This window comes from Minwuia thermotolerans (assembly GCF_002924445.1).
GTDB classification, from domain to species: Bacteria; Pseudomonadota; Alphaproteobacteria; order Minwuiales; family Minwuiaceae; genus Minwuia; species Minwuia thermotolerans.
On record NZ_PIGG01000045.1, the window covers coordinates 1 to 24548 of the forward strand.

The window sequence follows — 24548 nt, forward strand, 5'->3', positions numbered from 1 at the left end:
GAAGAGCAGCGTCATGGGGTAGTAGCGGACATGGAAGCGCTGCCAGGCATGCGTCTCGGGCGTGCCGCCCCCAAGCCACGGCGCGCGGCCGGGGTCGGTCAGCCCCGCCCGGCCTCCGACCTTCTGCAGCGCCAGCGCCAGACCCACCGCCACGGCGACCAGCACGGCAGGCCCAAGGAGGGTTTCCATCGGCTTCCCTCGTTATTGGTTGTTGCAGTTACAGCTAGGTGGCGCCCTGCCAAATGCCAACGCTGTCCGGACGAAACGACGCTTGATCGCGGGCCGATCTCGGGTCGCCCATTGCCCATCCATCAGGACGAGCACGCCCTCGCGCTTGGCCTTCAGACCGCTGGAACGTAGTGATAGAGCCAGGTTTCGGAGAGCGTCCGGTCGCCCAGGCGGAGATGACAGCGGAGATCGACGCCCATGCCGCCGCTCGTCGCGAGGTCGAAGACGGCGCGCCAGATATCGGTGCCGACGACCCTGACGACATAACGCCCGGAAACCTCGCCGCGCGAGGCGCTGACCACGGCCTCGACATCATAGCGCGGCTCCATTTCCGAGATCGGTCCGCCGCGGAAATCGATGACGAACTTCCTGACCGCGCTGGCGTCGGGCCGCGCCTGTCCCGGCCTCCCACCCCGGCCGGTCCGCGTGGCGACGACGCTGGCCACCGCGTCCGGCGGATAGGGCTGGCGGTCACGCCAGTGCAGCCGATAGGCGAACCGCATCGCATCGCCGGCGGTGACCGCTCCGGCGGGCGACCAGAAGGCGGCGATATTGTCATGGATTTCGTCGTCGGTCGGAATCTCGAGCAGCTGCACCGAGCCCGGCCCCCAATCGCCTTTCGGCTCCACCCAGAGGCTCGGCCGCCTGTCGTAGAAGGCGCCGTCATCCTGATAGCTGGCAAAATCGCGGTCGCGCTGGACCAGGCCGAATCCCTTGGGGTTGCGGTCCTCGAAGCTGTGAAGACGGACCGTCGGAGGATTGGTCAGAGGACGGAAGATGCGCTCGCCTGCGCCGGTCCAGAGGGCCAAGCCGTCACTGTCGTGGACCTCCGGACGCCAGTCGACCGCCCGGCGGGGCTCGTTCTCGCCGAACCAGTACATGCTGGTGAGCGGTGCAAGGCCCAGGCGTCGAACCGCGCGCCGGAAGAACAGAGACGTCTCCACGTCCATGATCACGCCCTCTCCGGGACGCGCGTCGAAGCGATAGGCGCCGGTGACGCTCGGGCCGTCGAGCAGCGCATGAATGCGCACGCCCCCGGCCACATCTGCGAGATCTTCCAGCCAGAACTCGGTAAAGGCAGGAAACTCCTCGGCACCCTCCACCGCCGTGTCGATGGCGACGCCGCGGGCGGAGAGACCGTACTGATCCGATTGTCCGGCGCTGCGGAAATAGCTCGCGCCCTGGAAGGCCAGCCAGTCGGACGGGCCGTCTGCCGGGTCCATGACACGGAACCCGGCGAACCCGAGATCCTCGGGCAGTTCGTCGGCGAGACCCGGGACGTCCCGTTCGAACATGCCGGGCCGGTAGACGATCTCGCGCGCCTCACCGCCTTCCACCCGATGAATGCGCACCGGGGACGGCGCAAAGCGATGCAGATGGAAGAACCGGATCGGCGCCCCGCCCGGGCGAACGGCCCATGGCGCGGCGTCCGGCCGGAAACGGATTTTCTGCACCGCATCGAAATCGATACGTTGAACGATATCGGGTGCCGGGGTCGGACGCGGCCTGAAGGCGTCTTCCGCCATCCGGCGGGCGCGGCTCCGGAGCCGGTCATAGCTGAAGGGAACCGCCCGGCCCGAAGACGACCGTGCAAGTGCGCCCCCGTAACCTGCGAGCCAGGCGGAACCCGTCAGCGCCGCCAGAGCCAGGAAGCTCCGGCGTGTGGCTCCTCTCGAACCGTCCATGTCAATGTCGACGCGCCAGCGCGCCGAATATTCCATCGCCGCGCGCGCGGTCTGCGTGACCGCGCGGCTCGTGCGGCACAAGGAACAGACCGAGTCGCGCCGTCGCCCGCCCCGAGGCGGCGCGGCCGGAAAGGACATCGATCGGCGCCGCCAGCAGCAGACCGGCCAGAACGGGCGCGAGCCACAGGAAATGGACCGGCGCGAAAACCGACAGCAGGGCGGCGCCGCCCAGCGCCGCCGCAATCTCCCACCTGTACTGACGCAGCGCTTCGGACCATCGCATGCGGTCCGCTTCCCGCCTTTGCGGATTCCACGCGACCGAGCGGCCGGTCAGAACCTCGATGACGAAACGCGTATACAGGATCATGAGGATCGGCGCCAGCAACGCCGAGAAGATCATCTCCAGCAGAACGCTTGCGCTCATGCGCAGGCCCCCGCCATGACCGTTCCGGATCCGCCGGTCGACCAGGCCATGGGCAAGAGCCAGAAGCTTCGGACCCACCAGATAGAAGACGGTCAGCGCCAGTACGGCGACATCGCCGGCGACCGGCAGATCCACGAGCGCCGCCCGCCGCGGCAGCGCGTCGGCCAGCGCCGCGGCCGTCATCGTGGCAAGCAGCAGGAACCAAAGCGGCCCGGCGACATAGCCCATGATGCCGAGAACGAAGTTCGCCCGGCTGATCCAGTTCAGACCGGCCACCGGGAGCAGCCGCGCGTGCTGCAGATTGCCCTGACACCACCGCCGGTCGCGGGTGGCAAAGTCGGTCAGGCTGGGCGGCCCTTCCTCATAGCTGCCGTCAATGTCCGTCTCGATGCGGACCTTCCAGCCGCGCCGGCGCAGCAGTGCAGCTTCAACGAAGTCGTGGCTCATGATGGGTCCGCCAAGTGGCGGCTGTCCCGGCAGTTCCGGCAGACCGCACGCGCCGGCGAATGCCTCCGTGCGCATGATCGCGTTATGGCCCCAGTAGAAGGCGGCGTCCCCCTGCGCCGCGGCTAGTCCGGGGGTAAACACCGCCCCGTAGACCGAGTTGGCGAACTGCCGGATCCGGGCGAAGAGCGTCACGCCATCACGCTCCAGGGGCCGGGTCTGCAGCAGGCCGAGCGCCGGATCGGCCTCCATCCGCTCGACCATCTCGGCCATCGCGCCGCCGGTCATCAGACTGTCGGCGTCGAGCACGATCATGTAGCGGTAGCGGCCGCCCCAGCGTTGGCAGAACTCGGCGATATTGCCGCTCTTCTTGCCCCGGTTGTCGGGCCGGCGGCGGTAGAATATCCGCCCGTGTCCCGAAACCTCGGCGCACAGCCCTCGCCACGCGCGTTCCTCGGCCGCCGCCACCTCGGGCCGGCGCGAATCGCTGAGGATGAAGAACTCGAAACCACCCAGCCGTCCCTCGCGACGCAGCGATTCATACATGGTCCGGATCCGGGCGAAGACCTCTGCAGGGTCCTCGTGGAAAACAGGCACGGCGATGACAGTCAGGAATCCGGCCTCGCAGGGCGTGCCGGTCGACTCGGTGGGGCACTCCGCCGATGGCCGCTTGCGCGCAGATTCGACCTGCCACAATCCCAGACAGGCAAAAACGAACCCCGCCGCCAGCATGGCATGCAGGGGAAGGATCAGAAGGAGAATCAGCGCCTCGATCGCGCTGACGCCGTCGCCCCCAAAAGCGGCGACAAGCGCGGCGCTCACCGCCAGAGACGAGACGGCGACGAAGGAAACGGCAAGCGGCGCGGCCGACATGGCCGTCTAGCCGCGGACAGCGGGCAAGCCGCGTCGCCGGAAGGCGGCGAACCGCCGAAGCCCGGCCAGCGGAGCGCGGATCGCCACAGCGACGGCCGTCCAGGCTGCGAAGGCGCTCAGATCCTGCTCGGGCATGTCCAGCGGCGCGGCGGGCGGGGATTGCGCCAGACGGTGACGCGGGGCCCGGGCAGCCAACGCGTCCAGCCGGTCGGCGGTGCGTCTGAGCCGTCTGCCGGCGGCGTCCACCGGCGCGTTATTGTAACCGGGCGCGAGCGCGCGACGGAGCGCCCGCGCCACCTCGCCATGACCGCGAGCGCTCCCGAACCGGGCGTCCAATGCTCTTTTTGCTTCAGGCATCTTGCCGACCTCCGATATCCCCGGTCCTGATCCGGCGTCGGGAAAGACGCCGTGACCGCCGGCGGCATGGGTTCCTGAAGCTGTCGACTGATTTGGTCCCCGGTTATTCCGCGCCGTGCTTCATTCCTTCGAGAGGTCCCCGCCGGACGACACCGTCGCCGATGCCGAAGAGGAGGCTTCGCACCCCTCGCCGTCTCCCCTGGCGCTGTCCTCGTCATGATCGACCACGCTGCGTTCGCCATCGTCGGCGCGCGCGCTGGAGCTGGCCCTAGATTCGCACTCGCCATCGCCTGACCGATTCGTCGAGCTGGATGCTCTGGCGGACGCAGAGGCCGACGACGAAGAGGTGGCCGAAGACGTGGCATTGGCGCCCGTCTTCTCGCCCGATCCAGCGACAGCCATCGAGACGCCTGTGACGGCGCCAAGCGCCAGGATCCCGATCGTGGCCAGGGCAGGCAGGGTCACGAGGTTGGATGGAGTGGGATTGAACATGAAACCATATCTCCTGAAACGGTGATGGCCCGGCGTGCGGTCGCCAGGCTCCTTCTCTCTCCGACTCACTCAACCCGGTCCTATTCCGAAGGCGCAGCCAATTCGCCGACCGAATGTCGAAACGCCGCAGCTCAATTGGATTTCGCGGTATTCTATTACTTACTTTATCCCCTTCAATTCGTAAGAGACGTCTCACATCGCATTTTATTTCTTTTGAATCCCTCTATCTGCGATATTTTTATTTATCTGGAATGATCCCGATCAGGTCCCGTCAACCCGAATGAGCGACCTCGAAGCCCGGTCGATGGACCGACGCCGGATGGGCCGTTCAACGAGTGCAATTCTATTTGGGAGACGGACTGATGAAGAACGCATCGATCCGAAAACAACTGCTGGGCTCGGCAAGCGCCGTTGCTCTTCTGGTCGTGGGAACGGCCAGCATGGCGCAGCCTGCAGCCGTGGCCGACAACAACTGGAACGATCTCATCCAGTCTCAGAAACTGACGGCGTCGGATCCTGAAGGCCGCGCCGTGCTCCATCTCGCCCAGGCGGGTGGCGATGCCGGTGGTGACGCTGGCGGCGATGCTGGTGCTGGCGGCGATGCCGGTGGTGACGCTGGTGGCGATGCTGGTGCTGGCGGCGATGCTGGTGCTGGCGGCGATGCCGGTGGTGACGCTGGCGGCGATGCCGGCGCTGGCGGTGATGCTGGCGCGGATGCCGGCGGCGATGCTGGCGCTGGCGCGGATGCCGGCGGCGACGCGGGCGCGGATGCCAGCGGCGATGCGGGCGCGGATGCTGGCGGCGACGCCAGCGCGGACGCGTCCGGCGAGGCCGGTGCGTCGGCGGGCGATGCCGGTGTCTCGGCTTCCGCCTCCTCCGGATCGTCGGCAAGCGCGTCCGGTGACGGCTCCGCGAGCGCTTCTTCGAGCGCCGGCTCGTCGGTGAGCGTCGGGGATGATGGCGCGAGCGCGAGCGGCGAGTCCGTATCGAGCGGCACCGCCAGCGGCGATTCGGCCAGCGTGGACACCAGCGCCGGCGTCTCGGTTGACGCGGGCGATGGCGATTCGGCCGGCTCCTCCGCGGCCGCGGACGGCTCGGTCGACGGCGAAGGTTCGGTTGGCGCGGCTTCCGGCGCTTCGGCCGGGGTGGCCGTCGACGGCACCAACGGCAGCTCGCAGTCGACCGGATCGGCGGCGGCGAGCGTTGATGGCGATGGCACGGGTTCGGCCTCGACCGACAGCAGCGCCGATGTCTCCGTCGACGGCGCGGGCGTGGCCAGCTCCGACGCCGATGCCGCTGCGGACATCGACGGCAGCGGTGCGGCAAGCGCCGGCACCACCGCCTCCGCGGACGTCAGCCTGGGCGAGGACGGCTCGTCCGTGGCGGATGCGGACTCCACGTCCACGGCCAGCGCGACCGGCGAAATCTCCGACTCTGCGGAAGGCGACACCGCCGCGAGCGTCGATCTGGACGGCAGCGCTTCCGGTGACAGCGCCGCTTCGGCGAGCACCACCGGCGGTTCCGCCAACGCTTCGAGCGGCGCCACCGCGTCGATCGACGTCGGCGAGGACGGCATCGCAGCCGATGCGGGCACGACCGCTGCGGCTGATGTCACCGGCGAGGGCGACACGTCGGCTTCGGGCGAGACCTCGATCGACATCTCCCTCGGCGATGATGCCAACGCCACCGCCACCGCCAATGGCGCGGCCGACGCCATCTCCGACACCGCGGCTTCGGCCGAGACCGGCGCGAGCGGCAGCGTCTCGCTGGGCGATGACGGCGCCGAGGCGAACGCCGGCGCAACCGCGGACGCCAACGCCGAGGGCAATGGCGAAGCCAACGCCTCGGTGAACGGCGAGTCCGGGATCGACCTGGGTGAGCTCGGCAACGCCAATGGCGCGGCTGAAGCCAACGCCGCCACCGAGAACGGTGCGGCCAGCGCGGCGGTCGATACAGCGGCCCGCGGCGAAGTCGACGGCACGGACGTCGGCGTCGACGCACAGGCGAACGGCGCCGCCGACGTGACCGGTGACGGCACTGCGACGGTCGATACCGATACGTCGGGCACCGCCAACGCCAACACCGAGGCCCCGGACGATGGCGTCGACGAGGGCGAAGAGTCCGAGACCGGCGCGCTCGACGAGAACGCCACCGAGCTCGACGACGAAACCGCGGCCACCGAGCCGACGGCGAAGGCCCGGTCGTTCTCGCGCACGCACAGCGTCGTCACGCCGAACATGGCGCTGAGCCTGTCGAAGTCGCACAGCAACGCGATGTCCCTCGACGATGAAGGCGGCGCAAACGTTGCCGTCAGCAACGCGATGGGCAGGTCGATGGCGCTGGACACGCCGGGCAAGACCATGGCGAAGGCGGACACGAAGACGAACACCAACGTCATCGGTGACGCCGACGCCGACAGCGATGCGGTCGCCGACGCCTCCGTGGATCCGGATGGGGATATGAACGCCTCCTCCGGTGCGGAGACCAGCGCGACGGCCGACTGATCGGCCGAAACGCGACGGCCGGCCTGGGCTCGGAACCTTCGGGTTCCGGGCCCTTGGCGTGTCGGAACGTCCGTTCTCTCGCGCTACCACCATCGAGCATCGGAATATTTCGGGACCGCGACGGGTCATGAAGGACAGCGCGGGGCGTCCATGCCGGAACGCCCCGTTCTGTCGCGCATCACCACCGAAACCAGCCGACCATCGGAGTACAAGAATGAAAACGACGGCTCAACGCCTTGGCCTGATTGCTGTTTTTTCCGGAATCCTGGCCGCGTGCGGCACCAGTCAGAACGCGTTCCAGAAGCAGACGGGCGTGGAACTGCCCGAGGAGACGGGCGTCTTCGCCATTCGCGGAGACGAACTCCAGCGCCTGGACGGCAGCCCCGAATGGGAGAACGAGACCTGGGCCGAGCGGTCCGACCTGTCGCCCAATGTCCGTTTCGTCATCCATGACCCGGCGGCGACCGGCGCCGGCGTCAGATTGTGGCGGGTCGCCTGGGCGCGAAGCGAAGTCAACGGTCCGGCTGCGGTGATGCCCCTGGAAGGATCCCGCTGGGTGGTGGCCCGCCTCTCCGAGTTCGAGACACCCGTCTCCGTGAACCGCTTCCCCGACCATCCGGGTTATCTGCTGGTCGAGCCGGTGCAGCGGGTCGAACCCGGCCTATACCAGCTCGAGGTCGGCCCCACAGGTGAAGTCCGCCGCGCGCGGGTCGGCGTGAACTGGCCGGGAGTAGAGCGCCGGCGCTACTCCTCGCGGAACTGCGTCGACCGCTACAGCGATCTCTCGCCGGCCTATCGCCCGTGCCGCAGCCAGGGCGAGGTATTCAATGAGATGGCGCGCCGCGGACTGGCCATCGAACTGACGGACACGCAGGTTCAGGACGGCACGCTGACCCTCCGGGGAAGAATCGTGAACCAGGCTCGTCGGCTCCGTACGATACCACCTCTGGAAGCGGAACTTGTCGACGCCGAGGGCAATGTCCTGCAGCGCTGGCTGTTCGAGCCTTCGTCCCGCAGCATCGAAGCCGGGGACGACGTCTCCTTCACGACCTCGACCGCCAACCCGCCCCGCGGCACGAAAAAAGCCAACATCCGCTTCCTCGACGCAGGGTGAGGCGGCTGGCGGGCCTGCCGGCCACAGGATTGTCATCGCGAGGACAGCGATGGGTCATCGGATCCACCCGATGTCCGGAACGGGCGCACTTCAACCATGGGAACCCGGCCGTGACAGATGGCGCGACAGAGGATTCGGACGGCGCTGAAGGCGCCGTTCCGGATCCCGAAGATCTTGAAACTCATGTCCGCGTGCTGCGGCGCTACGCCCGGGCACTGATGGGCAACCCCGCCGGCGCCGATGACCTGGTTCAGGAGACCCTCAAACGGGCACTGATCCACATCGGCAAGGGCCGTCAGGTCCGCAATCTGAGATCCTATCTGCTGACCATTCTGCACAACGTTCGCATGGATCAGATCCGCAAGGAGAAGAACCACGGTCAGCAGGTGCCGCTGGACGAGGCGATGACCGTTGCCGAGCCCGCCGCCCAGCCGCACCGGCTGGAATACAATCGGCTGCTGGCGGCCCTGTCCGAGCTTTCCGAAGACCAGCGCGCGGTGCTGCTGCTCGCGGGCCTGGAAGGCCGCAAGTACCGTGAAGTCGCCGAGATTCTGGGTCAGCCCATCGGCACGGTGATGTCGCGGCTGAACCGGGGACGCGCGGCGCTCAGGCGCCGTCTGGATGACGAAGCACCGGCGCAAGCGGCCGAGACCGCGTACGGCAAGCGGGACAAGCCGGTCCGTCGGCGCCACGCACGCTGAGCCCTCGTCCCGGCCGCCTACTCCGCCGCTTCGGGCAGCGCGCCGGGCTCTGCCCCGTCACCTTCGTCATCCTGTCCCCGGCCGGCGCCGCCGACCAGGCTGGCGATCGGCACGTCCATCACGATACGGGTGCCATCGCTGCCCTTGATCGAAAGCACGCCGCCGATCTGCTTGGCGAATGCGTGCATCAGGTGCACGCCGAGTCCCTCCCGCGCGGCCTCGACATCGAATCCGATGCCGTCGTCGGTCAGGATCAGTCGGCCCGTACCGTCGTCCCGGATCGCGAAGGACAGCCCGATATGGCCGGCCCGCCCGTCGGGAAAGGCATGTTTCAACGCGTTGGTGATCGCCTCGGTCACAAGCAGCGCGATCGGCACCGCCCGGTCCGAAAGGATTGGCAGGTCGGGAATATCGCACTGGAACGCGATCCGTATGCGGTCGTCGCCGCTGCTGGCCAGCACCGCCTGCCCCAGTTCAGAGACGAAGGAATTGAGATCCACGAGTTGAAGGTCATCGCTCTCGTAGAGATAGCGGTGGACCAGGGTCAGGGCGCGTACGCGCAGCTTCACCTCGTCCAACGCGCTGCGCGCCGACGTCTCGGTGACCGATTTGCCGTGGATGTTCAGCAGGCTGGTGACAATCTGAAGATTGTTCTTCACCCGGTGATGGATCTCCCGCAACAGCAGATCCTTCTGGGCCAGGGAGTCGCGCAGCTCCGCCTCCCGCGACTGGATGCGGAGGGCCATGACCTCCAATGTATCGCCCAATTGCCGGAGCTCCGCCGGCGCTTGTGTGAAATCCCGGCTGACCGAATAGTCGCCCCGGCCATAGGCCTGGCTCATCGCCCGCAGATCGGAGGTCCAGTGGATGACCAGCCGCTGGATGGCGAGCCACGCGGCTGCGACCGCCGTCAGCCAGATCACCGCCAGGCTCACGAGGCGGGTGATCATGTCCTTCTCCACCCAGCCGAGAGCGCTCGCCTTGGGCACGCCGAACAGCAGGCTCACGTCTCCGTGCGGCAGGGCGACGCTGCTGTAGAAGCGCGGCACGCCGTCGCTGCCGACCGCCTCGAAATCCGCGCTGCCACGGGCCACGATCCGCTCGCGCAGGTCCGCGTCGACCGTCTCGGAAAATGGCGACGAACCGGCCCGTTCCGCCTCCGCGTTCCATCGCGCCAGGGCGGCGTCCGTATCGTCCATAGAGAGGTCGGATCCGGCGAGCACCCGCCCGCGGCTATCGAGCAGGAAGGCGACGCCCTCCGCCGGCAATTGCGCCTGCCGGAGAAAGGAACTCAGCCAGTGAAGGCGCAGCGATGCCGCCAGGACACCGCGGAAGCGTCCCTCGTCATCATAGACGGCGTGAGCAACGACGATCACCGGATCGTTCGAATCCGGCACGAAGGTGTAGTCGCTGATCGTGAAACCGCGGTAACGCCGGACGTCGGCGAACCATGACCGCCCGGAGGCGTCGCTCATGCTCATTTCCCGGCCGCAGATCCGCCCGCCCGTTGGCGAGAAGAAGCCGAGACCGGCAAACTCGGGCGTGTTCTCGAGCGCCCGCGAAAAGACCTCTTCACAGACATAATCCGGGGCATCGAGCGGCGTTTCCCGAATGACGCGCTGCAAGGCCGAACGGGTGTCTTCGAACGACTTCCTCTCATAGGTCGCCGCGAGCAGGGCGAACTGCTTGACCGACAGCTGCGCCCGCCGGGTGTGTTCGTCATAGGCGTCCCAGGCAAGATAGACGCTGAGCGTCACCGGGGGCAGCAGCACGAGAGCCAGGACGACGGCCAGCCGCTGACGCAATGCGCCGCGCAGCCACCAGGACGACAGCCGCGAACCGATCACTGATCCCGGCCTCGCGATGGCGGACTAGGCCGCCTGCCTGCCGGCGGGCGCGGCCATCAGCGCGTGATAGATGGTCACCCTGAGCGTCTCCGGCTCGAAGGGCTTGGTGACGAGAAAGGCCGGCTCCCGCCCCTGCCCGCTCAGCAGACGCTCGGGATAGGCGGTCACGAAGATCACCGGCACATCCAGGGCGTCCAGAATATCTTCCACGGCGTCGATGCCTGAACTGCCGTCGCCCAGTTCGATGTCGGCCATGACGATGCCGGGATTGGTCCGCCGGGCGATAGCCACGGCCTCGTCCCGGGTGGCTGCGGTGCCCACGACCCTGTGGCCCATTTCCTCGACGATGCCGACGATGTCGACCGCGATGATGGGTTCGTCCTCGATCACCAGAGCCGTCGTCGCCGTCTGGTTCTGCAGATCGTCGTAGGCGAGTTGCAGCAGCCGGCCCACATCCTCCTCCGGGCGGTCGAGGATGCGCGCGGTCTCCTCGGTCGAAAAGCCGTCGATCGCCGTCAGCAGCAGAGCCTGGCGCTTGTGTTCGGCGAGGGCCTGAAGATAGGCGTCGGCTCCCCGGCCCGCCGGTTCCCCGCCCGAACCCGGTTCCGCGTGGATCGGGCCCGTCCGCTCCCACGCATTGTGGAAGCGTCTGTAGAGTTCAACGCGGCTTGCGGGCGGCGGCGTGCCGGCTTCGGCGTCGCAGAGCATGGCCTCCAGGCAGAGAACGACATAACGGTCGCCGCGCGTCTGCGAGCCGGTCAGGGCGCGCGCGTAGCGGCGCAGATAGGGCAGGTTGCGCGCAACCAGCCGGTTCTCATTGTTCATTTTTCTGTTGTACTCCCTTGCAACGCAACTTGGCGTTCGGGCCGGCGTCAGGCATCCGCGTCGCTGCCGCCTGATCCGCCCCCGCGCCTCTTCTTCTCGATCTGAGCCAGGAGCTCCGCCATCTGCGGCGGCAGGGGATCCTCCAGAACGTCGTTGTAGAGCGCCTCGAGTTCCGTCCGCATCCACAGCTCGAGATCGTCCTGGGCTTCCCGGTTCCTGTCCGGCTGTTGCGACACGTCCACTCCTCCGAAGGCCATCCGATGCGATACAGCGTGGCGTCCACCGGCAAGGCGCCGCGATCGGGTCCACCCGCGCAAGCGCCGCCGGCTGGGCGATATCTGCGCCGCCCGACCATTTCCGGAAAGTTTCAATCGATTCATCGAATGCCCTTCGTCATCCCCGCAACGGGGACACCACTTCTGTACGTACGACGAAGGGGGCCTCGAATTATTCCATGAGAATGCCGCTACATGCTGAGAACGGCGTCAGGCCGCTTCGGCCGCGTCGCGGGCGAGCGAGCAGAGACTCACGTCGACGACGCCCGGCATGCCGGCGACCCGCTCCCGCAAGGTCTCCGCCGCGCCCGCCTTGCCGCCAGAGAACATGAACCGGACCCGCGCACGTTCCGTCATCGCATCCGCGATGACCGCCCGGCGCAAATCGAATCCCATCCGGCGCAGCTGGTCGAGGGCGCGCGGGAATGTGTCCATCGGCCGATCAGTGGTGAAACGAAGCGCGTGCATGGTCTCCTCCTCAGGGAATGCACACAGACCATAGGCCCGAAGCTCCGGAATGAGTTTTTAAATTTGCGGAAATATTGCTTGAATTAAAAATTTTCGGTCGTGTTAGAAAGCTACGTCAAAAAATTAATTCGATCCGGAGCAATATCATGAAATCGGCGAAAGCCCGCCCGCTGGACGATATCGACCGCCGCATTCTCCGCGAGCTCGCCCTGAATGGCCGGCTGACCAGCGCGCAGCTCGGCGAACGGGTGGGGCTGTCGGCCAGCCCCTGCTGGCAGCGGGTCCGGCGCATGGAGGACGAAGGCGTCATCGAGGGCTACGCCGCGGTTCTCGACGCGCGGAAGCTGGGATTGCACCAGACCATCATCATCGAGGTCACGCTGGAGCGGCACGACGACGACATCATCGAGCGTTTCGGCCAGGCTCTCGCCGAATGCCCGGAGGTCATCGAGGCCTATCTGACCACGGGCGAGTATGACTATTTCATCCGCGTCGCGGTCGACAGCACAGAGGGTTACGAGAAATTCCTGAGAGAAAGGCTCTACCGCATTCCCGGCATCCGCCACACCCGCTCCTGCTTCGCGCTGCGCTGCCTGAAGCGGCTGGTCTCGCCCCTGCCCGACCCCGCGGGCTGAGCCGGACCTAGCCCGCCCGCCGTTCGAATTGCGGCAGGCCGTCAGGAATGTGATGGAAGGGCTGGCGGTCGATGGTGAAGATCGCCGCCTGTGGCTTGTAGATCGACGGATCGTCCAGGGTGCCGATCTTGATGATGAAGGAGTCTGGACGGTTCGGCGTCCGGGTGCCGATGGCGGTGCCGCAGGTCGGGCAGAACAGCCGCGTGACGGGCCGTTCCAGATCACTGCGGGCGAATGCCTTCGGCTCGCCTTTCGTGAAGCGGAATCCGTCCGCGGGCACGATCATGATCGCGTTGGGATTGCCGCCGGTGATGTACTGGCACTCGCGGCAGTGGCACTGGATCGCCGCCGTCGGCTCGCCGGTCGATTCGTAGCGCACGTCACCGCAATAACATCCGCCCTCGATCTTCATGGTCCACGCTCCTCCGCTCCGGCCATGGCCTGGGGGACGGAGACCCGAGGTCCCGCCCCTTTTTTCAGGCAGCCATGGTAACCGATCCGGCGCCAAGCGCGAGTCCGACGCCGGCGATGCCGGTGATCAGGCGGCCCGGATCCGTTCCAGGAAAGTGGAGACCTGACCGTTCAGGGAATCGAACTGGCCATTCAGGTTGGCCGCCGCATCGGAGACGATCCGGACCGAAGCCCCGGTCTCGTCGATCCGGGCATGAATCGATCGGATGGTCTGCACGGTCTCCTGCACCGCCGACGCAGCCTCCTGCGCGCTCCGTGAGATCTCGTGGGTGGCCGCCCCCTGTTCCTCGACAGCCGCGGCAATGGAGGAGGTCACCGAATCCACTTCGCGGGTGGTCTCGGCGATGCGGGCGATGGCGGCCACAGCCTCGTTGGTCGCGCCCTGGATGGCGGCAATCTGCTCGCCGATGTCCTCGGTCGCCCGCGCGGTCTGGTTGGCCAGGGTCTTGACCTCGGCGGCGACGACGGCAAAGCCCTTCCCCGCCTCGCCCGCTCGGGCGGCCTCGATGGTGGCATTCAGCGCCAGCAGATTGGTCTGGCCGGCGATGTCCTGGATCAGGCCGACGACAGCGCCGATGCGATCGGCGGCCTCGGCCAGCGACCTGACCCGATGGCTGGTGTTCTGCGCGGTTTCGGTCGCGCCCTTGGTCATCTGCACCGAATCCGCCAGCCGGCGATTGATCTCGGAGATCGAGCTGCTCAGTTCCTCCGCCGCGGCCGCGACGGCTTCGACCGCCGAGCTTGTGCGCTCCGACGACTCGGTCACTGCACCGGCTTCGTCGAGCGCCTGGCTGGCAACGTCGACAAGCTGCATGGACGTGCCCCGCATCTCGGTCACCGCGCCGGTCACGTTGTCGACTACCACCCTGACCGAGGAATCGAACTCGCCGGACAGGCTGAGGCGCGCCTGGCGGCGCTCCTCCGAGGCGGCGCGCAGCTGGCGCTCCTGATCGGCATGCAATCGCTTCACTTCAAGGGCGTTTTCCTTGAAGACCAGCACCGCATCGGCCATCCGGCCCAGTTCGTCGGCGCGGCCCGTGCGCGGCACTTCGACGTCCAGATCGCCGTCGGCCAACCGCCTCATCGTCACCGACAGCGCCTCCAGAGCGCGGACGATCCCGGTCGTGATGAAGGCCGCCAGCGGCAGGATGATCAGCATCGCGGCGAGCGCGGTCACGATGGATTCCGTCAGGGAGCCGTCGATCGCGCTGCCGGCCTCGGACAGCCGTTGGTTCAGCAAGGCCTGGCCCCTGGCCTCGATCGTGGCGAGGGACGCGCCCAGGCGGTCGCCGGCCTGATCGACGACATCGTCGATGCGCGCGAATTCGGCCTCGCTGGCGCCGCTTTCGATCGCCTGCCGCAGATCGGTCCGGATCGCCGTCGTCACATCCTCGAAGTCTGCCGCCAGTGTGCCCGCCGCGTCCTCGGCGCCCAACTCGCGTCCAAGGGATTCGATCGCCGGCAGGTTCTCGCCGAGATGGGCGACGGCCGCGTCGATGACCTCGGCCCGTTCGGGCCGGACCTGGCCTTCGGTCTTGTCGATGATCGAGTCCATCGCCGCCAGCAGCATGGCGCCGTTCTCCAGCCGCGCCTGGCTGACCATGGCGATGGAACGGCTGAGTTCGGCGGCCTGGCGCGTCTTCGTCTGTACCGAAGATGAGGCGAAATAATGGTTCGCGCCAAGTACCGCAATGGCCATCACCGCCGCCATCGACAACAGTAGCATCCTGTTCCTGATGGTCCATCTGATCTTCATGAAACTCGCCTCCGGATCAATGTTCCGGATCGTCAATAACCGCCAAATCTTGCCTGATTGTTAAGTGACCGACGGAAAGATTGCGGCGTGACGAGTGGGACCGGGGCGGATCAGAGTTCGGCGAAGACCCGTGCGCCGACGCGGCCGATTTCCTGGTCCTGTTCGGGCGTGCCGCCACTCTCGCCCAGGGCGCCCAGGACCTCGCCGGCGGCGGATTTCAGCAGGATACCGCCCCAGACGGGCGTGTACATGGGATCGCCGAACCAGGCGATGTCGCGGCGTTCCTCCCCCAGCCCCATGTCGAACAGCCGCTCCTTCAGCACCTTGGTGTCGCGCCGCCATTTCACGGCCGTATAGGCCTTGTTGTGGCTCATCCGCGCGTTCAGCGCCGAGCCGCCGTCCATGCGCGAGAGATGGATCAGGTCGCCCCCGGCGTCGACCACCGCCGCCGCCATCACCAGCCCGCGCTCCGCCGCCGCCGCCAGCATGGCGTCCACCACCTTGCGCGCCTCGGTCAGTCCCAGCCGTTCCGCCATTCACCTGCCTCCCTCTTCGCCTGCTCTCATCGGCGCGTTTCCATCCTACCCCTTCGCTGGCCGCCGGAAATGCCCATGTGGTCCGGTAACGACGCAACAAGAGGAGACAATCCCATGCGTATCGCCGCCCTCACCGCCCTGATCCTGAGCCTCGCCGCCTGCGCGTCGGCCGAGCGCGACTGGAATCATCCGACGGCCACCGCAGCGCAATTCGAGAACGACCAGGCCCATTGCCGCAACGAGGGCCTGCTGACCATCGGCGAGCGGTCGGAACTGCCCATGGACGCCGACGCTTTCGGCTTCGCCCGCGAGCGCGCCTATGAGGACTGCATGGCGGCGCTCGGCTACCGTTTCGGGGCCTGAGCGCGCTATCAACGCGGGTGCTGGCCGTCGTCCACCCGGACATAAGTGCCGGTCACGAAGTCCGACGATGGCGAGCAGAAATAGAGCAGCGAACTGTCGAGCTGTGACGGATCGCCCAGCCGCCCGCGCGGGAAGCCCTTGGTGATGTCGCCCATGCGCGAAAGCATGCCGTCCATCATCTCGGAGGCGAAGGCGCCGGGCGCGATGGCGTTGACGTTGATGTTGAAGCGCGCCCATTCCACGGCCAGCGCCTCGGTCATGCGGATCACCGCCGCCTTGCTGACCGAATAGAGGGCCGCGCCCTGGCCGCGGTAGTTGAACGCCCCGGCCGAGGAAATGTTCACGATGCGGCCGGGCGAATTCACCTCGATCAGACGCCGCGCGACCTCGCAGGACAGGATCCACGGCGCCCGAACGTTGGTGTCCAGCACCCCGTCGATCAGGTCCGTGGACATCTTCGTCGCCCACTGGGCGTCGGGAATGCCGGCATTGTTCACCAGGATCGTCGGCACGCCGAGTTCGGCCTCAACCTGCGGCACGATGGCCTTGAGCTGCCCGGCGTCCGTGACGTCCAGGGCGAACGGCGCAGCCGTCCCGCCGGCCTTGCGGATTTCGGCCGCCAGTTCCTCCAGCCGTTCGACCCGGCGCGCGGTCAGCGCCACCTTCGCGCCGGCGGCCGCCAGCACCTTCGCGAAACGCAGTCCGAGGCCGGAGGATGCGCCGGTCACGATCGCGGTCTGGCCGGTCAGGTCGATCGAGAAATTGGGCAACGGAGCGGTCATGTCGTTCGATCTCCTCAGAAGCGGCCATAGACGGGCACCAGCCCGCCGCGGGTCACGCGGTTTTCGGGGCCGGCCAGGAAGACGATGGTCCGCGCCACCTCCTCCAGCTTCGGCCACTGGCGGTGATCGGCTTTCGGCATCGCCGAGCGGTTCGCCGGCGTGTCCAGGATCGACGGCGCCACGGCGTTGATCAGGATGTCTTCCTTCGCCGTCTCCTCGGCCAGCGCCTCGGTCAGCGCCGCCACGGCCGCCTTCGCCGCCGTGTAGGCGGCCATGCTCGCGCCCTGCCTCGGTTCCAGACCGGGCCGCGCCGTCACGTTGACGATCCGCCCGCCCCCGTCCTGGCCGCGGAAGGCCGCGATCGCCGCCTGGCAGCAGTGAAAGCAGGTCTGGGCGTTCATGCGCCACTGCTTCTCGAAATCCGCCGCGCTGGTCTCCGCCACCGGCGCAAACAGGAAACCGCCGGCCAGATGGATGGATGCGCCGATCGGCGGCAGTCGCTCATAGAATGCCGCGACCTGGCCGGCGTCGGTCAGGTCCACGCCCTCGGCAATGCGCACACGTTCATGACCGCGATGGGCGAAGCCCTCCAGTTCGGCGGCGACCAGATTCGGAATGTGACAGGTCGCGCCCTGCTCCAGCAGCAGGCCGACGACGGCCTGCCCCAGATCGCCAGTGCCGCCGGTCACGACGACGTCGATGTTCTCGAAGCTCACTCGGCCCCTCCCCTAAGGTGCTGGCGTCATACTAACCGCCACCGCGCGGCGGACAACCGGGGCTCAGACCAGACGCCCGTCCTTGTCACGAACCTCGGGCCCGCGCACCCGCGCGCGGCCGTCGCCGAACTGGCCGTCGCGTTCCTTCAGCGCCGCCTTGAGGCCTTTCGCCCTGGCGTTGTCGCGGAAGGCGCGCGTGCCGGGCGCCAGATGGCCGCGGGCATCGTTCTCGGCGGCGATCCGCTGCAGCGTGCGCCCGCCCATCAGCTCGATGCCCAGATTGACGATACGCTTGTTGGCGGCCAGCAGATCGGGATCGATCTTCGCCATCCGGTCGGCCAGCCCCTCGACTTCCGCTTCCAGCATGTCCGCCGGCACCGCCTTCAGCACCAGCCCGATCAGCGCCGCTTCCTCGCCCGTTACCGTATCGCCGGTCAGCAGCAATCGCTTCGCCCATTGCGGCCCGCAGTTGTAGAGCCACATCTGGTTGGGCGGCGAACCGAGATCGCGTACCGGCGGAAAGCCGATGGTTGCGTCCTCGGCGGCGATGATGATGTCGCAGAGCAGCGCCAGGTCCGAACCGCCGGCCAGGCAGTGGCCGTGCACCTGGGCGATGACCGGCTTGTGCATGTCGAAAAGCGCCATGCGCAGACGCTGGCCCAGTTCCAGGCGCCAGATGTCGTCATCGATGGTGGGGTCGGCATAGATGCCGCCGTCACGGTAGCTGCCCGCCCCCTCGCCGGGCGTCGCGGACACGTTGGTGCCGGGCGTCAGGTCGTACCCCGCCGAGAACGACGTGCCGGCCCCGCGCAGGATGACGCAATGCACCGCCTTGTCGTTGTCGGCTTCCCAGAGCGCCTCGTTCATCTCCTTCTGCAACGGTACGGAAAGCGCGTTGCGTTTTTCCGGCTTGTTCAGCGTGATGCGCGCGCGCCCGTCCGCGGCCTCGTAGATGATGTGTTCGAATCCGGTCATCCTGATCTCCCCTTTCAAGATGCGCGCATTCTGTCCGTCCGGGCGGCCCCGCGCAAAGCCTGTGCGCGCATGGCCACCGTGACGGCGGCCGGAGTCAGCCGAAGATCACGCCGGGGAGGAAGGTCGAAAGGCCGGGCAGGGCGACAAGCAGCGTCAGCACCCCGAGTTCCGTCGCGACGAAGGGCCAGACGCCGCGATAGATCTCGGCGACCGGCACCCTGGTGACGCCGCTGACCACGAAGACGTTCATACCCATGGGCGGGGTCACCAGACCGATCTCCGCGGTCTTGACGAACACCACACCCATCCAGATCGGATCGAAGCCGAGTTCGGTCAGCAACGGAAAGGTAAGCGGCAGCGTCAGCAGCAATATGGCGAGCTGGTCCAGGAAGAACCCGAGTACGAGCAGCAACAGCAGGACCATCACCAGCACCAGCCAGCGGTTGACCCCTGCGCTGCGGATTGCCTCGATCAGGTCCGCAGTCACGCCGGTCATGGTCAGAAAGACGCCGAACACGGCGGCGAAGGCGACGATGGTCATGACCATGGCGCTCACCCGCGCGCCGCGCATCGTCGCCGCGGCAAGTTCGCGAAAGCCGCACCGCCCGGCGGCCACGGCGACCAGCAGCGCCATGAGCGCGCCCACCGCACCCACTTCCGTCGGCGTGATGATGCCCGAATAGAGCGCGAAGACCATCGCCCCCAGCAGCAGCAGGACCGGCCAGACGGCGCGCGCCGCCGAAAGCCGCGCTGCAGCGGACGCCGGTTCCGGCGCGGTCGGCGCAATGTCCGGCTTCCGGCGCACCATGACATGGATCGTCAGCACATAGCCCAGGCCCGTCACCACGCCCGGCAGCAGGCCGGCGACAAGCAGGCGGCCCACCGATGTCTCGGTGAACAGGCCGTAGAGCACCAGCCCCAGGCTGGGAGGGATCATGATGGCGAGCGTGCCGACGACGGCCAGCGTGGCCGTGGCGAAGCCCCGCTGGTAGCCATAGCGCCGCATCTCGGGATAGGCCGCGCCGGCAAGCGTGCTGGCCGCCGCCGTGCTGGAGCCGGAGATCGCCGCGAGGATCACCCCACCGGCAACCGCCGCGTAGCTGACGCCGCCGCGCAGATGACCCATCCAGGTATAGGCGAGGTTGAAGATGTCGCGCGTGAACCGGCCCGCCGTCAGATACTCGGCCATGAGAATGAACATGGGCAGCGTCGAGAGCGTGTAGCTGGCGACGTGTTCGTAGGGGGCGGACTTGAGCACGCCCATCAGCGGGGCAGATCCCACGGCCAGCCAGATCCCGACGGTGCCCGCGGCCAGCAGCGCGAAGGCGACCGGCAGCCCGAACAGCAGCAGCGCGAACAGCAGGCCGATGCCGGCCAGAGCCTCGGCGATCATTCGGCCTCTTTCCCGTCTTCCGGCGGCTGGGCCAGGTCGAGCGTCAGTCTGAGCACGAGCGCCAGCACGCCGATCGGCATCCAGATGTAGCTGAGATACAGCGGGAAGGCGATCGGCCCGAATGTGAGATCCTGAGCCAGCAGGCGCTCGACGCCTTCCTCCGTCGCCGCCCAGGCCAGCGGCAGGAACGCTGCCAGAGCGGCCAGCGCCAGCAGGCGGTCATAGGTCCGCCCCAGCTTCCGCCGGAGCCAGCCCGCGGCAGCGTCGAGACGCACGTGATGATTGCCCGCGTGGTTGGCCGAGAGCAGCAGGAAAACCGCCATCACCATGAAGTAGAGGCCGGTCATCTCATAGGCGCCCTGCACCGGCCGGTCGAAAAGATAGCGGCCGGCGGCGTCCGCCGAGATCGACAGCATCATCAGCACAAGCGACAGTCCGGCAAGGGCGGCCATGACGGCCTCCACCCTCGCCAGCCCGGCGCGCAGACGTCTCAGCACCGGACCGCCTGGCCGTACGGCGCCGGGACCGCGGTCATTCGGCGAGCAGCGCCTTGAACCGCTTCAGGATTTCGCCGGCCGCCGGATTGCGGGCGCCGACGTCTTCCAGCCACTTGGTCTCGACGGCCTTCAGGCGCCCGTTCAGTTCGGCAACCATCGGATCGGGCATGGCGACCACGTTCATCCCGGCATCGCCCAGCGCCTTGTAGGCCTTGTCGACCACACCATCCATGACCGCCGCGCCCTTTGCGCCGACGGCCGTGCCCACTTCCTGCACCGCGGCGCGCTGGCTTTCGCTCAGTTCCTCCCAGACGTCGCTGTTGACGAACAGGACGAAGGCCACCGTACCCATGGCGGCGTTGGTCGTGATCAGGTCGGTCACCTCGTTGAGCTTCAGCGAGTTGACGGAGGCAGAGGTCGATATCGCGCCGTCGACCGTGCCGCGATCGAGACCGACATAGAGGTCGGAACTGGGGATCTGCACGGCGACACCGCCCACGGATTCGACCGCCAGAGCGCCGGTCGCGCCGGGCACGCGAAGTTTCTTGCCGGCGAGCTGATCGACGGAGTCCAGCGTTTCGGTGTCGCGCAGCACGAACTGGTAGGGTGGCGTCAGCGCGACAAAGATCGGCTTCACGCCCTGGGGCTGGTGCTCCAGTTCGGCGATCCGCTCCTGCGTCACGGTCTGGAAGGCATGGTAACCGCGGGCGACGTTGTTCACGAGTCCCGGCAGTTCGACGACGCTGGTCAGCGGCATCTTCTCGGTCACATAGGTGACGCCGACGAAGGCGACGTCCGCCACGCGGTTGCGCACTGCGTCCAGCAGTCCGGAGGCCTTGGCGAGCTGCTCCGCGGGGAAGATCTTCATGGTGAGTTCGCCGCCGGTCTTCTCGGCAACGCCCGCGGCAAAAGGATCGATGACCAGCTTGACCGCGAAATGCGAGGTCGGGAACTGGTGAGCGAAGCGCAGCTCCTTGGCTGCGGCCACACTGACGGACAGGGCCAATACGGCTCCGATCGCAGGCATCAGAAATCTGGTCAGCATATGATCTCTCCCCTCTTGTCAAGGACCGCCCGGCAATGTGCCCGCCGGGAATGACGATTTCGCGAAACTCATGACAGCCTCCCGAACCGCAGCCTTCCCGTTCGCCGTCCCTCAGGTACTCTGCCCGCACCTTTGAGGGGAGGCAACATGAACGCCAGCAAGCGCCGCCCGGCCATCGTCGGCACGGGCCAGAGCGAATACACGAAATGGGGCGGGATCCAGGACCGCAGTCAGTTCCGCATCACCGCCGAGGCGATCCTTGCCGCGCTGGCGGACGCCGGCCTGACCGCGGACGACGTCGACGGCTTCGCCTCGTTCTCCAACGACGGCAACGAGGCGCCGGTGATGCAGGCGGCGCTTGGCGTGCCCGAACTGCGCTGGTCGTCGATGGTCTGGGGCGGCGGCGGCGGCGGCTCCTGCGCCGCGGTGGCACAGGCGGTCGCGGCGGTGGACTCCGGCCATGCGGACGTCGTGGTGGTCTATCGCGGGCTCTGTCAGGGTCAGGGCCGGCGTTTCGGCCAGGCGGGCGCGCATCGCACCCATGGCAGTTTCACCGCGCCCTTCGGCCTGTTCGCGCCGTCGCAGATGCTGGCGCTGATGGTGCAGCGTTTCATGTTCGAGACCCCGGCGACCTCGGATCATCTCTGCGAGATCGCCCTGTCCAGCCGGGCCAACGCCAACCGCAACCCGAATGCCGTGATGCGCGACCGCACGCTGAGCCGCGAGGAATACTTCGCCTCGCGCTGGATCGCCGAACCGCTACGGCTGTTCGACTGCTGCCTGGAGACGGACGGCGCCGCGGCGGTGGTGATCACCACGGCGGAGCGGGCGCGCGATCTCGACCGCCAATCCGTCGACATTCTGGCGGCCGCCCATGGCAGCGGTCCGGGCTGGAACACCGGACCTCTCGGTGCGCACAACATGCCGGACGCGGATTACGCCTCCACCAACAACCGCCGAATAGCCCGCGAACTGTTCGCCAGGGCGGGCCTCGCCCCCGGCGAAATCGACACCGTCCAGATCTACGATCACTTCTCCGGCCTCGTGCTGATGGCGCTGGAGGATTTCGGCTTCTGCGGCCGCGGCGAGAGCGGTGACTTCGTGGCCTCCGGCGCGATCCGCCGCGACGGGTCGCTGCCCCTCAACACCTCCGGCGGCCAGCTTTCGGAGGCCTATGTCCACGGCGTCAACCTGATCATCGAGGGCGTGCGGCAACTGCGCGGCGAGTCCTGCAACCAAGTGGCGGACGCACGAACCTGTCTCGTCACCGGCGGGCTCGGCGTTTCGCCGACCAGCGCCATCATCCTGGGGAGAAGCTGAGATGGCCCTGTTTCCCGACATCATGCCCCGCCCCGAGCCCAACATGGACGACGCGGCGTTCTGGGAGAACTGCGCGGCGCGGCGCCTCGCCTTCCAGGCCTGTGCGGCCTGTGGCGTGTTCCGTCATCCGCCCTCGCCGCTCTGCCCGGCCTGCCACGCACCGGAGACGAGATGGGTCGACGCGCCCGGGACGGCGGAGATCTACAGCTTCACGGTGGTCCACTATCCCAGTCATCCGGCAGTGCGGGAGCATCTGCCCTACGTCGTCGCCGTGCTGCGTTTCGACGGCATCGAGGGCGTGAAGTTTGTCAGCAACGTCACCGGCGTCAGCGCCGAAAAACTCCGGATCGGCATGAAGGTCCGGCTCTGGTGGGACGATATCGGCGAAGGCATGCATCTGCCCCGCTTCCGCCCCGCGCAATAGGCGATTGCATCTCGTCTCGCCCGAATTAATCTAAGCGCATTAGATTGTCGGGGGAGAGACGCCATGCACGAGAACAGCACCGCCACGGACAAGAACGTCCTGTCGGGCGCAGAAGGCCTGCGCGAACTGAACGACCATGTCCTGATCCTGCCGGCCCAGGGCAACGCACTCGCGGTCCGCACGGATATCGGGCTGGTGCTGGTGGATTCCGGCCCCGGGCGGGGTGCGACGGCGCGCATGATCAAGGCGCTGCGCGACTGGTGCGATGATCCCGTTCATGCCATCTGCTACAGCCACGGCCATGTGGGCTACAATGACGGCGTCGCGGACTGGATGGCCCACGCGGCCGAACGCGGCGACCCGAAGCCGCGCCTGATCGCCCAGGAGAACGCCGTCCGCCGCTACAACCGCTACCGGGAGACAGCCGGTCTGCAGGGTACGCTCAACAGCATGCAGTTCCCGCAGCTCAAGCTGGCGCCGGCCGGCGAGAAGCTGGTCAATCCGAACGTCACCTTCCGGGAGCGGATGGTCCTCGCCTGCTCGCCCCCGATCGAGCTGATCGCGGCGCCTTCGGAGACCGACGACGTGATGTCGCTGTGGCTGCCGGAAGACGGCATCCTCTATGCGGGCGCGGCCTTCCCCGGCACCACCATCGCCAATGTCGGCACGCCGCTCCGCAGCCTGCGGCTCACCATCCGCTGGGCGGAAACGCTGGAGATGCTGGCGGGCCTCAACGCCACCACCCTGATCCAGGAGTTCGGCCGCATCGTCGAGGGTGAGGAGAAGGTCCGCCACCGCCTGCTGACCACCGCGAAGGCGCTGCGATGGATGCGGCGCGAGGTGGTGGAGCGTATGAACCGCGGCATGACCGATGTCGAGATCATGCACGACATCGACTACCCGGACGAGCTGTTCGATCACGGCTTCATGCGGGAGCGCTATGGCGCGCGCGACTACATCGTGCGCGATATCTACCGCGAGGAGAATGGCTGGTGGACGGACCGCAACGCCACCAACCTGCACCCCGCCCACCCCGACGAGGCCGCCGCGGCGGTGCTTTCCGCGATCACCGACCGCAAGGCGGTGCTGGACCGCGCCCGCGCCCTGGCTGACGAAGGCAAGTCGCAGCAGGCGCTCCATGTCGTGGATCTGCTGGCGCTGGCGCCCGGCGACGAACCGGAACTGGTCGAGGCGCGCCATCTCAAGGCGGAGATATGCCGCAAGCGCGCCGAGGAAATCGCCCCTTACGTCTCCAAGGCGCTCTACAGCTCCACGGCGACCCTCCTGGAAAGCGGCCGGCGGCGCTGGTCGGAACCCGCGCCGGACTGAAGTCTGATGTCTCGCTAACGCAGCCGGCCCCGTCTGCGGACGGGGTATCGCGGGCCGCACCTTCGCGCG

The 24548-nt window shown here is 67.5% G+C and carries 25 protein-coding genes and 1 pseudogene; 8 read left to right on the forward strand and 18 right to left on the reverse strand.

What is annotated here, in order from left to right; all coding sequences use genetic code 11:
- From CWC60_RS23915 to CWC60_RS14270, 5 genes and pseudogenes are all read right to left on the reverse strand, one after another.
- Positions 1–189: pseudogene (locus CWC60_RS23915) on the reverse strand (NADH-quinone oxidoreductase subunit A); the annotation flags it as partial.
- 152 nt (positions 190–341) lie between these two features.
- A complete protein-coding gene (locus CWC60_RS14255) occupies positions 342–1949 on the reverse strand; it encodes an OpgD/OpgG family glucan biosynthesis protein (protein WP_338133089.1) in 1608 nt (535 codons plus the stop codon).
- Complete coding sequence (gene mdoH, locus CWC60_RS14260; protein ID WP_109794614.1) at positions 1915–3654, reverse strand: glucans biosynthesis glucosyltransferase MdoH; 1740 nt, start codon at positions 3652–3654, stop codon at positions 1915–1917. The genes CWC60_RS14255 and mdoH overlap by 35 nt, the downstream gene beginning before the upstream one ends.
- A 6-nt stretch (positions 3655–3660) precedes the next feature.
- Entirely contained in the window at positions 3661–4011 is a 351-nt protein-coding gene (locus tag CWC60_RS14265; RefSeq protein WP_125182793.1) for a hypothetical protein, read from the reverse strand.
- A gap of 120 nt (positions 4012–4131) precedes the next feature.
- A complete protein-coding gene (locus CWC60_RS14270) occupies positions 4132–4503 on the reverse strand; it encodes a hypothetical protein (protein WP_109794616.1) in 372 nt (123 codons plus the stop codon).
- 362 nt (positions 4504–4865) lie between these two features.
- Here CWC60_RS14270 and CWC60_RS24300 point away from each other — a divergent pair, with 362 nt between their 5' ends.
- From CWC60_RS24300 to CWC60_RS14290, 3 genes are all read left to right on the forward strand, one after another.
- Positions 4866–7007 carry a hypothetical protein gene (locus CWC60_RS24300; RefSeq protein WP_125182794.1) on the forward strand — a complete coding sequence of 714 codons (2142 nt, stop codon included), beginning with the start codon at positions 4866–4868 and terminating at the stop codon, positions 7005–7007.
- 214 nt (positions 7008–7221) lie between these two features.
- Positions 7222–8121: a hypothetical protein gene (locus tag CWC60_RS14285; RefSeq protein ID WP_109794619.1), complete on the forward strand. Its 900-nt coding sequence runs from the start codon at positions 7222–7224 to the stop codon at positions 8119–8121.
- Between the two features lie 110 nt (positions 8122–8231).
- Positions 8232–8822, forward strand: a complete 591-nt coding sequence (locus tag CWC60_RS14290; RefSeq protein WP_206419944.1) for an RNA polymerase sigma factor — start codon at positions 8232–8234, stop codon at positions 8820–8822.
- A gap of 17 nt (positions 8823–8839) precedes the next feature.
- Here the strand turns inward: CWC60_RS14290 and CWC60_RS14295 are convergent, their stop codons facing one another.
- From CWC60_RS14295 to CWC60_RS14310, 4 genes are all read right to left on the reverse strand, one after another.
- Positions 8840–10669, reverse strand: coding sequence for a sensor histidine kinase (locus tag CWC60_RS14295; protein WP_109794620.1), 1830 nt, complete (start codon positions 10667–10669; stop codon positions 8840–8842).
- 24 nt (positions 10670–10693) lie between these two features.
- The gene (locus CWC60_RS14300) at positions 10694–11494 is read right to left on the reverse strand and encodes a response regulator (protein ID WP_109794621.1); all 801 of its coding nucleotides are present in this window, start codon (positions 11492–11494) and stop codon (positions 10694–10696) included.
- Between the two features lie 47 nt (positions 11495–11541).
- Entirely contained in the window at positions 11542–11730 is a 189-nt protein-coding gene (locus CWC60_RS14305) for a hypothetical protein (RefSeq protein ID WP_109796397.1), read from the reverse strand.
- Between the two features lie 249 nt (positions 11731–11979).
- A complete protein-coding gene (locus tag CWC60_RS14310) occupies positions 11980–12237 on the reverse strand; it encodes a hypothetical protein (protein ID WP_109796398.1) in 258 nt (85 codons plus the stop codon).
- Between the two features lie 146 nt (positions 12238–12383).
- Between CWC60_RS14310 and CWC60_RS14315 the strand changes: the two genes are divergently transcribed.
- Positions 12384–12872 carry an Lrp/AsnC family transcriptional regulator gene (locus CWC60_RS14315; RefSeq protein ID WP_109794624.1) on the forward strand — a complete coding sequence of 163 codons (489 nt, stop codon included), beginning with the start codon at positions 12384–12386 and terminating at the stop codon, positions 12870–12872.
- Positions 12873–12879: 7 nt separating this feature from the next.
- Here CWC60_RS14315 and CWC60_RS14320 read toward each other — a convergent pair whose 3' ends face one another.
- From CWC60_RS14320 to CWC60_RS14330, 3 genes are all read right to left on the reverse strand, one after another.
- Positions 12880–13284, reverse strand: a complete 405-nt coding sequence (locus CWC60_RS14320; protein WP_109794625.1) for a GFA family protein — start codon at positions 13282–13284, stop codon at positions 12880–12882.
- A 126-nt stretch (positions 13285–13410) separates the two neighbouring features.
- The gene (locus CWC60_RS14325) at positions 13411–15099 is read right to left on the reverse strand and encodes a methyl-accepting chemotaxis protein (RefSeq protein WP_109796399.1); all 1689 of its coding nucleotides are present in this window, start codon (positions 15097–15099) and stop codon (positions 13411–13413) included.
- 110 nt (positions 15100–15209) lie between these two features.
- On the reverse strand, positions 15210–15635 hold the full coding sequence (locus CWC60_RS14330; protein WP_109794627.1) for a GlcG/HbpS family heme-binding protein: 426 nt from the start codon (positions 15633–15635) through the stop codon (positions 15210–15212).
- Between the two features lie 114 nt (positions 15636–15749).
- Between CWC60_RS14330 and CWC60_RS14335 the strand changes: the two genes are divergently transcribed.
- Positions 15750–15998 carry a hypothetical protein gene (locus CWC60_RS14335; protein ID WP_109794628.1) on the forward strand — a complete coding sequence of 83 codons (249 nt, stop codon included), beginning with the start codon at positions 15750–15752 and terminating at the stop codon, positions 15996–15998.
- Positions 15999–16006: 8 nt separating this feature from the next.
- On the opposite strand, the gene CWC60_RS14340 is transcribed toward CWC60_RS14335, so the two are convergent.
- From CWC60_RS14340 to dctP, 6 genes are all read right to left on the reverse strand, one after another.
- Positions 16007–16780 carry an SDR family NAD(P)-dependent oxidoreductase gene (locus tag CWC60_RS14340; protein ID WP_109794629.1) on the reverse strand — a complete coding sequence of 258 codons (774 nt, stop codon included), beginning with the start codon at positions 16778–16780 and terminating at the stop codon, positions 16007–16009.
- 14 nt (positions 16781–16794) lie between these two features.
- The gene (locus tag CWC60_RS14345; protein ID WP_109794630.1) at positions 16795–17496 is read right to left on the reverse strand and encodes an SDR family NAD(P)-dependent oxidoreductase; all 702 of its coding nucleotides are present in this window, start codon (positions 17494–17496) and stop codon (positions 16795–16797) included.
- 63 nt (positions 17497–17559) lie between these two features.
- Positions 17560–18471: a crotonase/enoyl-CoA hydratase family protein gene (locus CWC60_RS14350; protein WP_109794631.1), complete on the reverse strand. Its 912-nt coding sequence runs from the start codon at positions 18469–18471 to the stop codon at positions 17560–17562.
- Between the two features lie 94 nt (positions 18472–18565).
- A complete protein-coding gene (locus tag CWC60_RS14355) occupies positions 18566–19864 on the reverse strand; it encodes a TRAP transporter large permease (protein WP_109794632.1) in 1299 nt (432 codons plus the stop codon).
- A complete protein-coding gene (locus CWC60_RS14360) occupies positions 19861–20361 on the reverse strand; it encodes a TRAP transporter small permease (protein ID WP_109794633.1) in 501 nt (166 codons plus the stop codon). Before CWC60_RS14360 ends, CWC60_RS14355 begins: the two co-directional genes overlap by 4 nt.
- 34 nt (positions 20362–20395) lie before the next feature.
- Positions 20396–21406: a TRAP transporter substrate-binding protein DctP gene (gene dctP / locus CWC60_RS14365; RefSeq protein ID WP_109794634.1), complete on the reverse strand. Its 1011-nt coding sequence runs from the start codon at positions 21404–21406 to the stop codon at positions 20396–20398.
- Positions 21407–21553: 147 nt separating this feature from the next.
- On the opposite strand from dctP, the gene CWC60_RS14370 reads away from it, so the two are divergent.
- The 3 genes from CWC60_RS14370 (at position 21554) to CWC60_RS14380 (ending at position 24479) form a co-directional block, all read left to right on the forward strand.
- Complete coding sequence (locus CWC60_RS14370; protein WP_109794635.1) at positions 21554–22726, forward strand: thiolase C-terminal domain-containing protein; 1173 nt, start codon at positions 21554–21556, stop codon at positions 22724–22726.
- Between the two features lies 1 nt (position 22727).
- Positions 22728–23150, forward strand: a complete 423-nt coding sequence (locus tag CWC60_RS14375; RefSeq protein ID WP_109794636.1) for a Zn-ribbon domain-containing OB-fold protein — start codon at positions 22728–22730, stop codon at positions 23148–23150.
- A 63-nt stretch (positions 23151–23213) separates the two neighbouring features.
- Positions 23214–24479, forward strand: a complete 1266-nt coding sequence (locus CWC60_RS14380) for an alkyl sulfatase dimerization domain-containing protein (protein WP_109794637.1) — start codon at positions 23214–23216, stop codon at positions 24477–24479.
- Positions 24480–24548 lie beyond the last annotated feature (69 nt).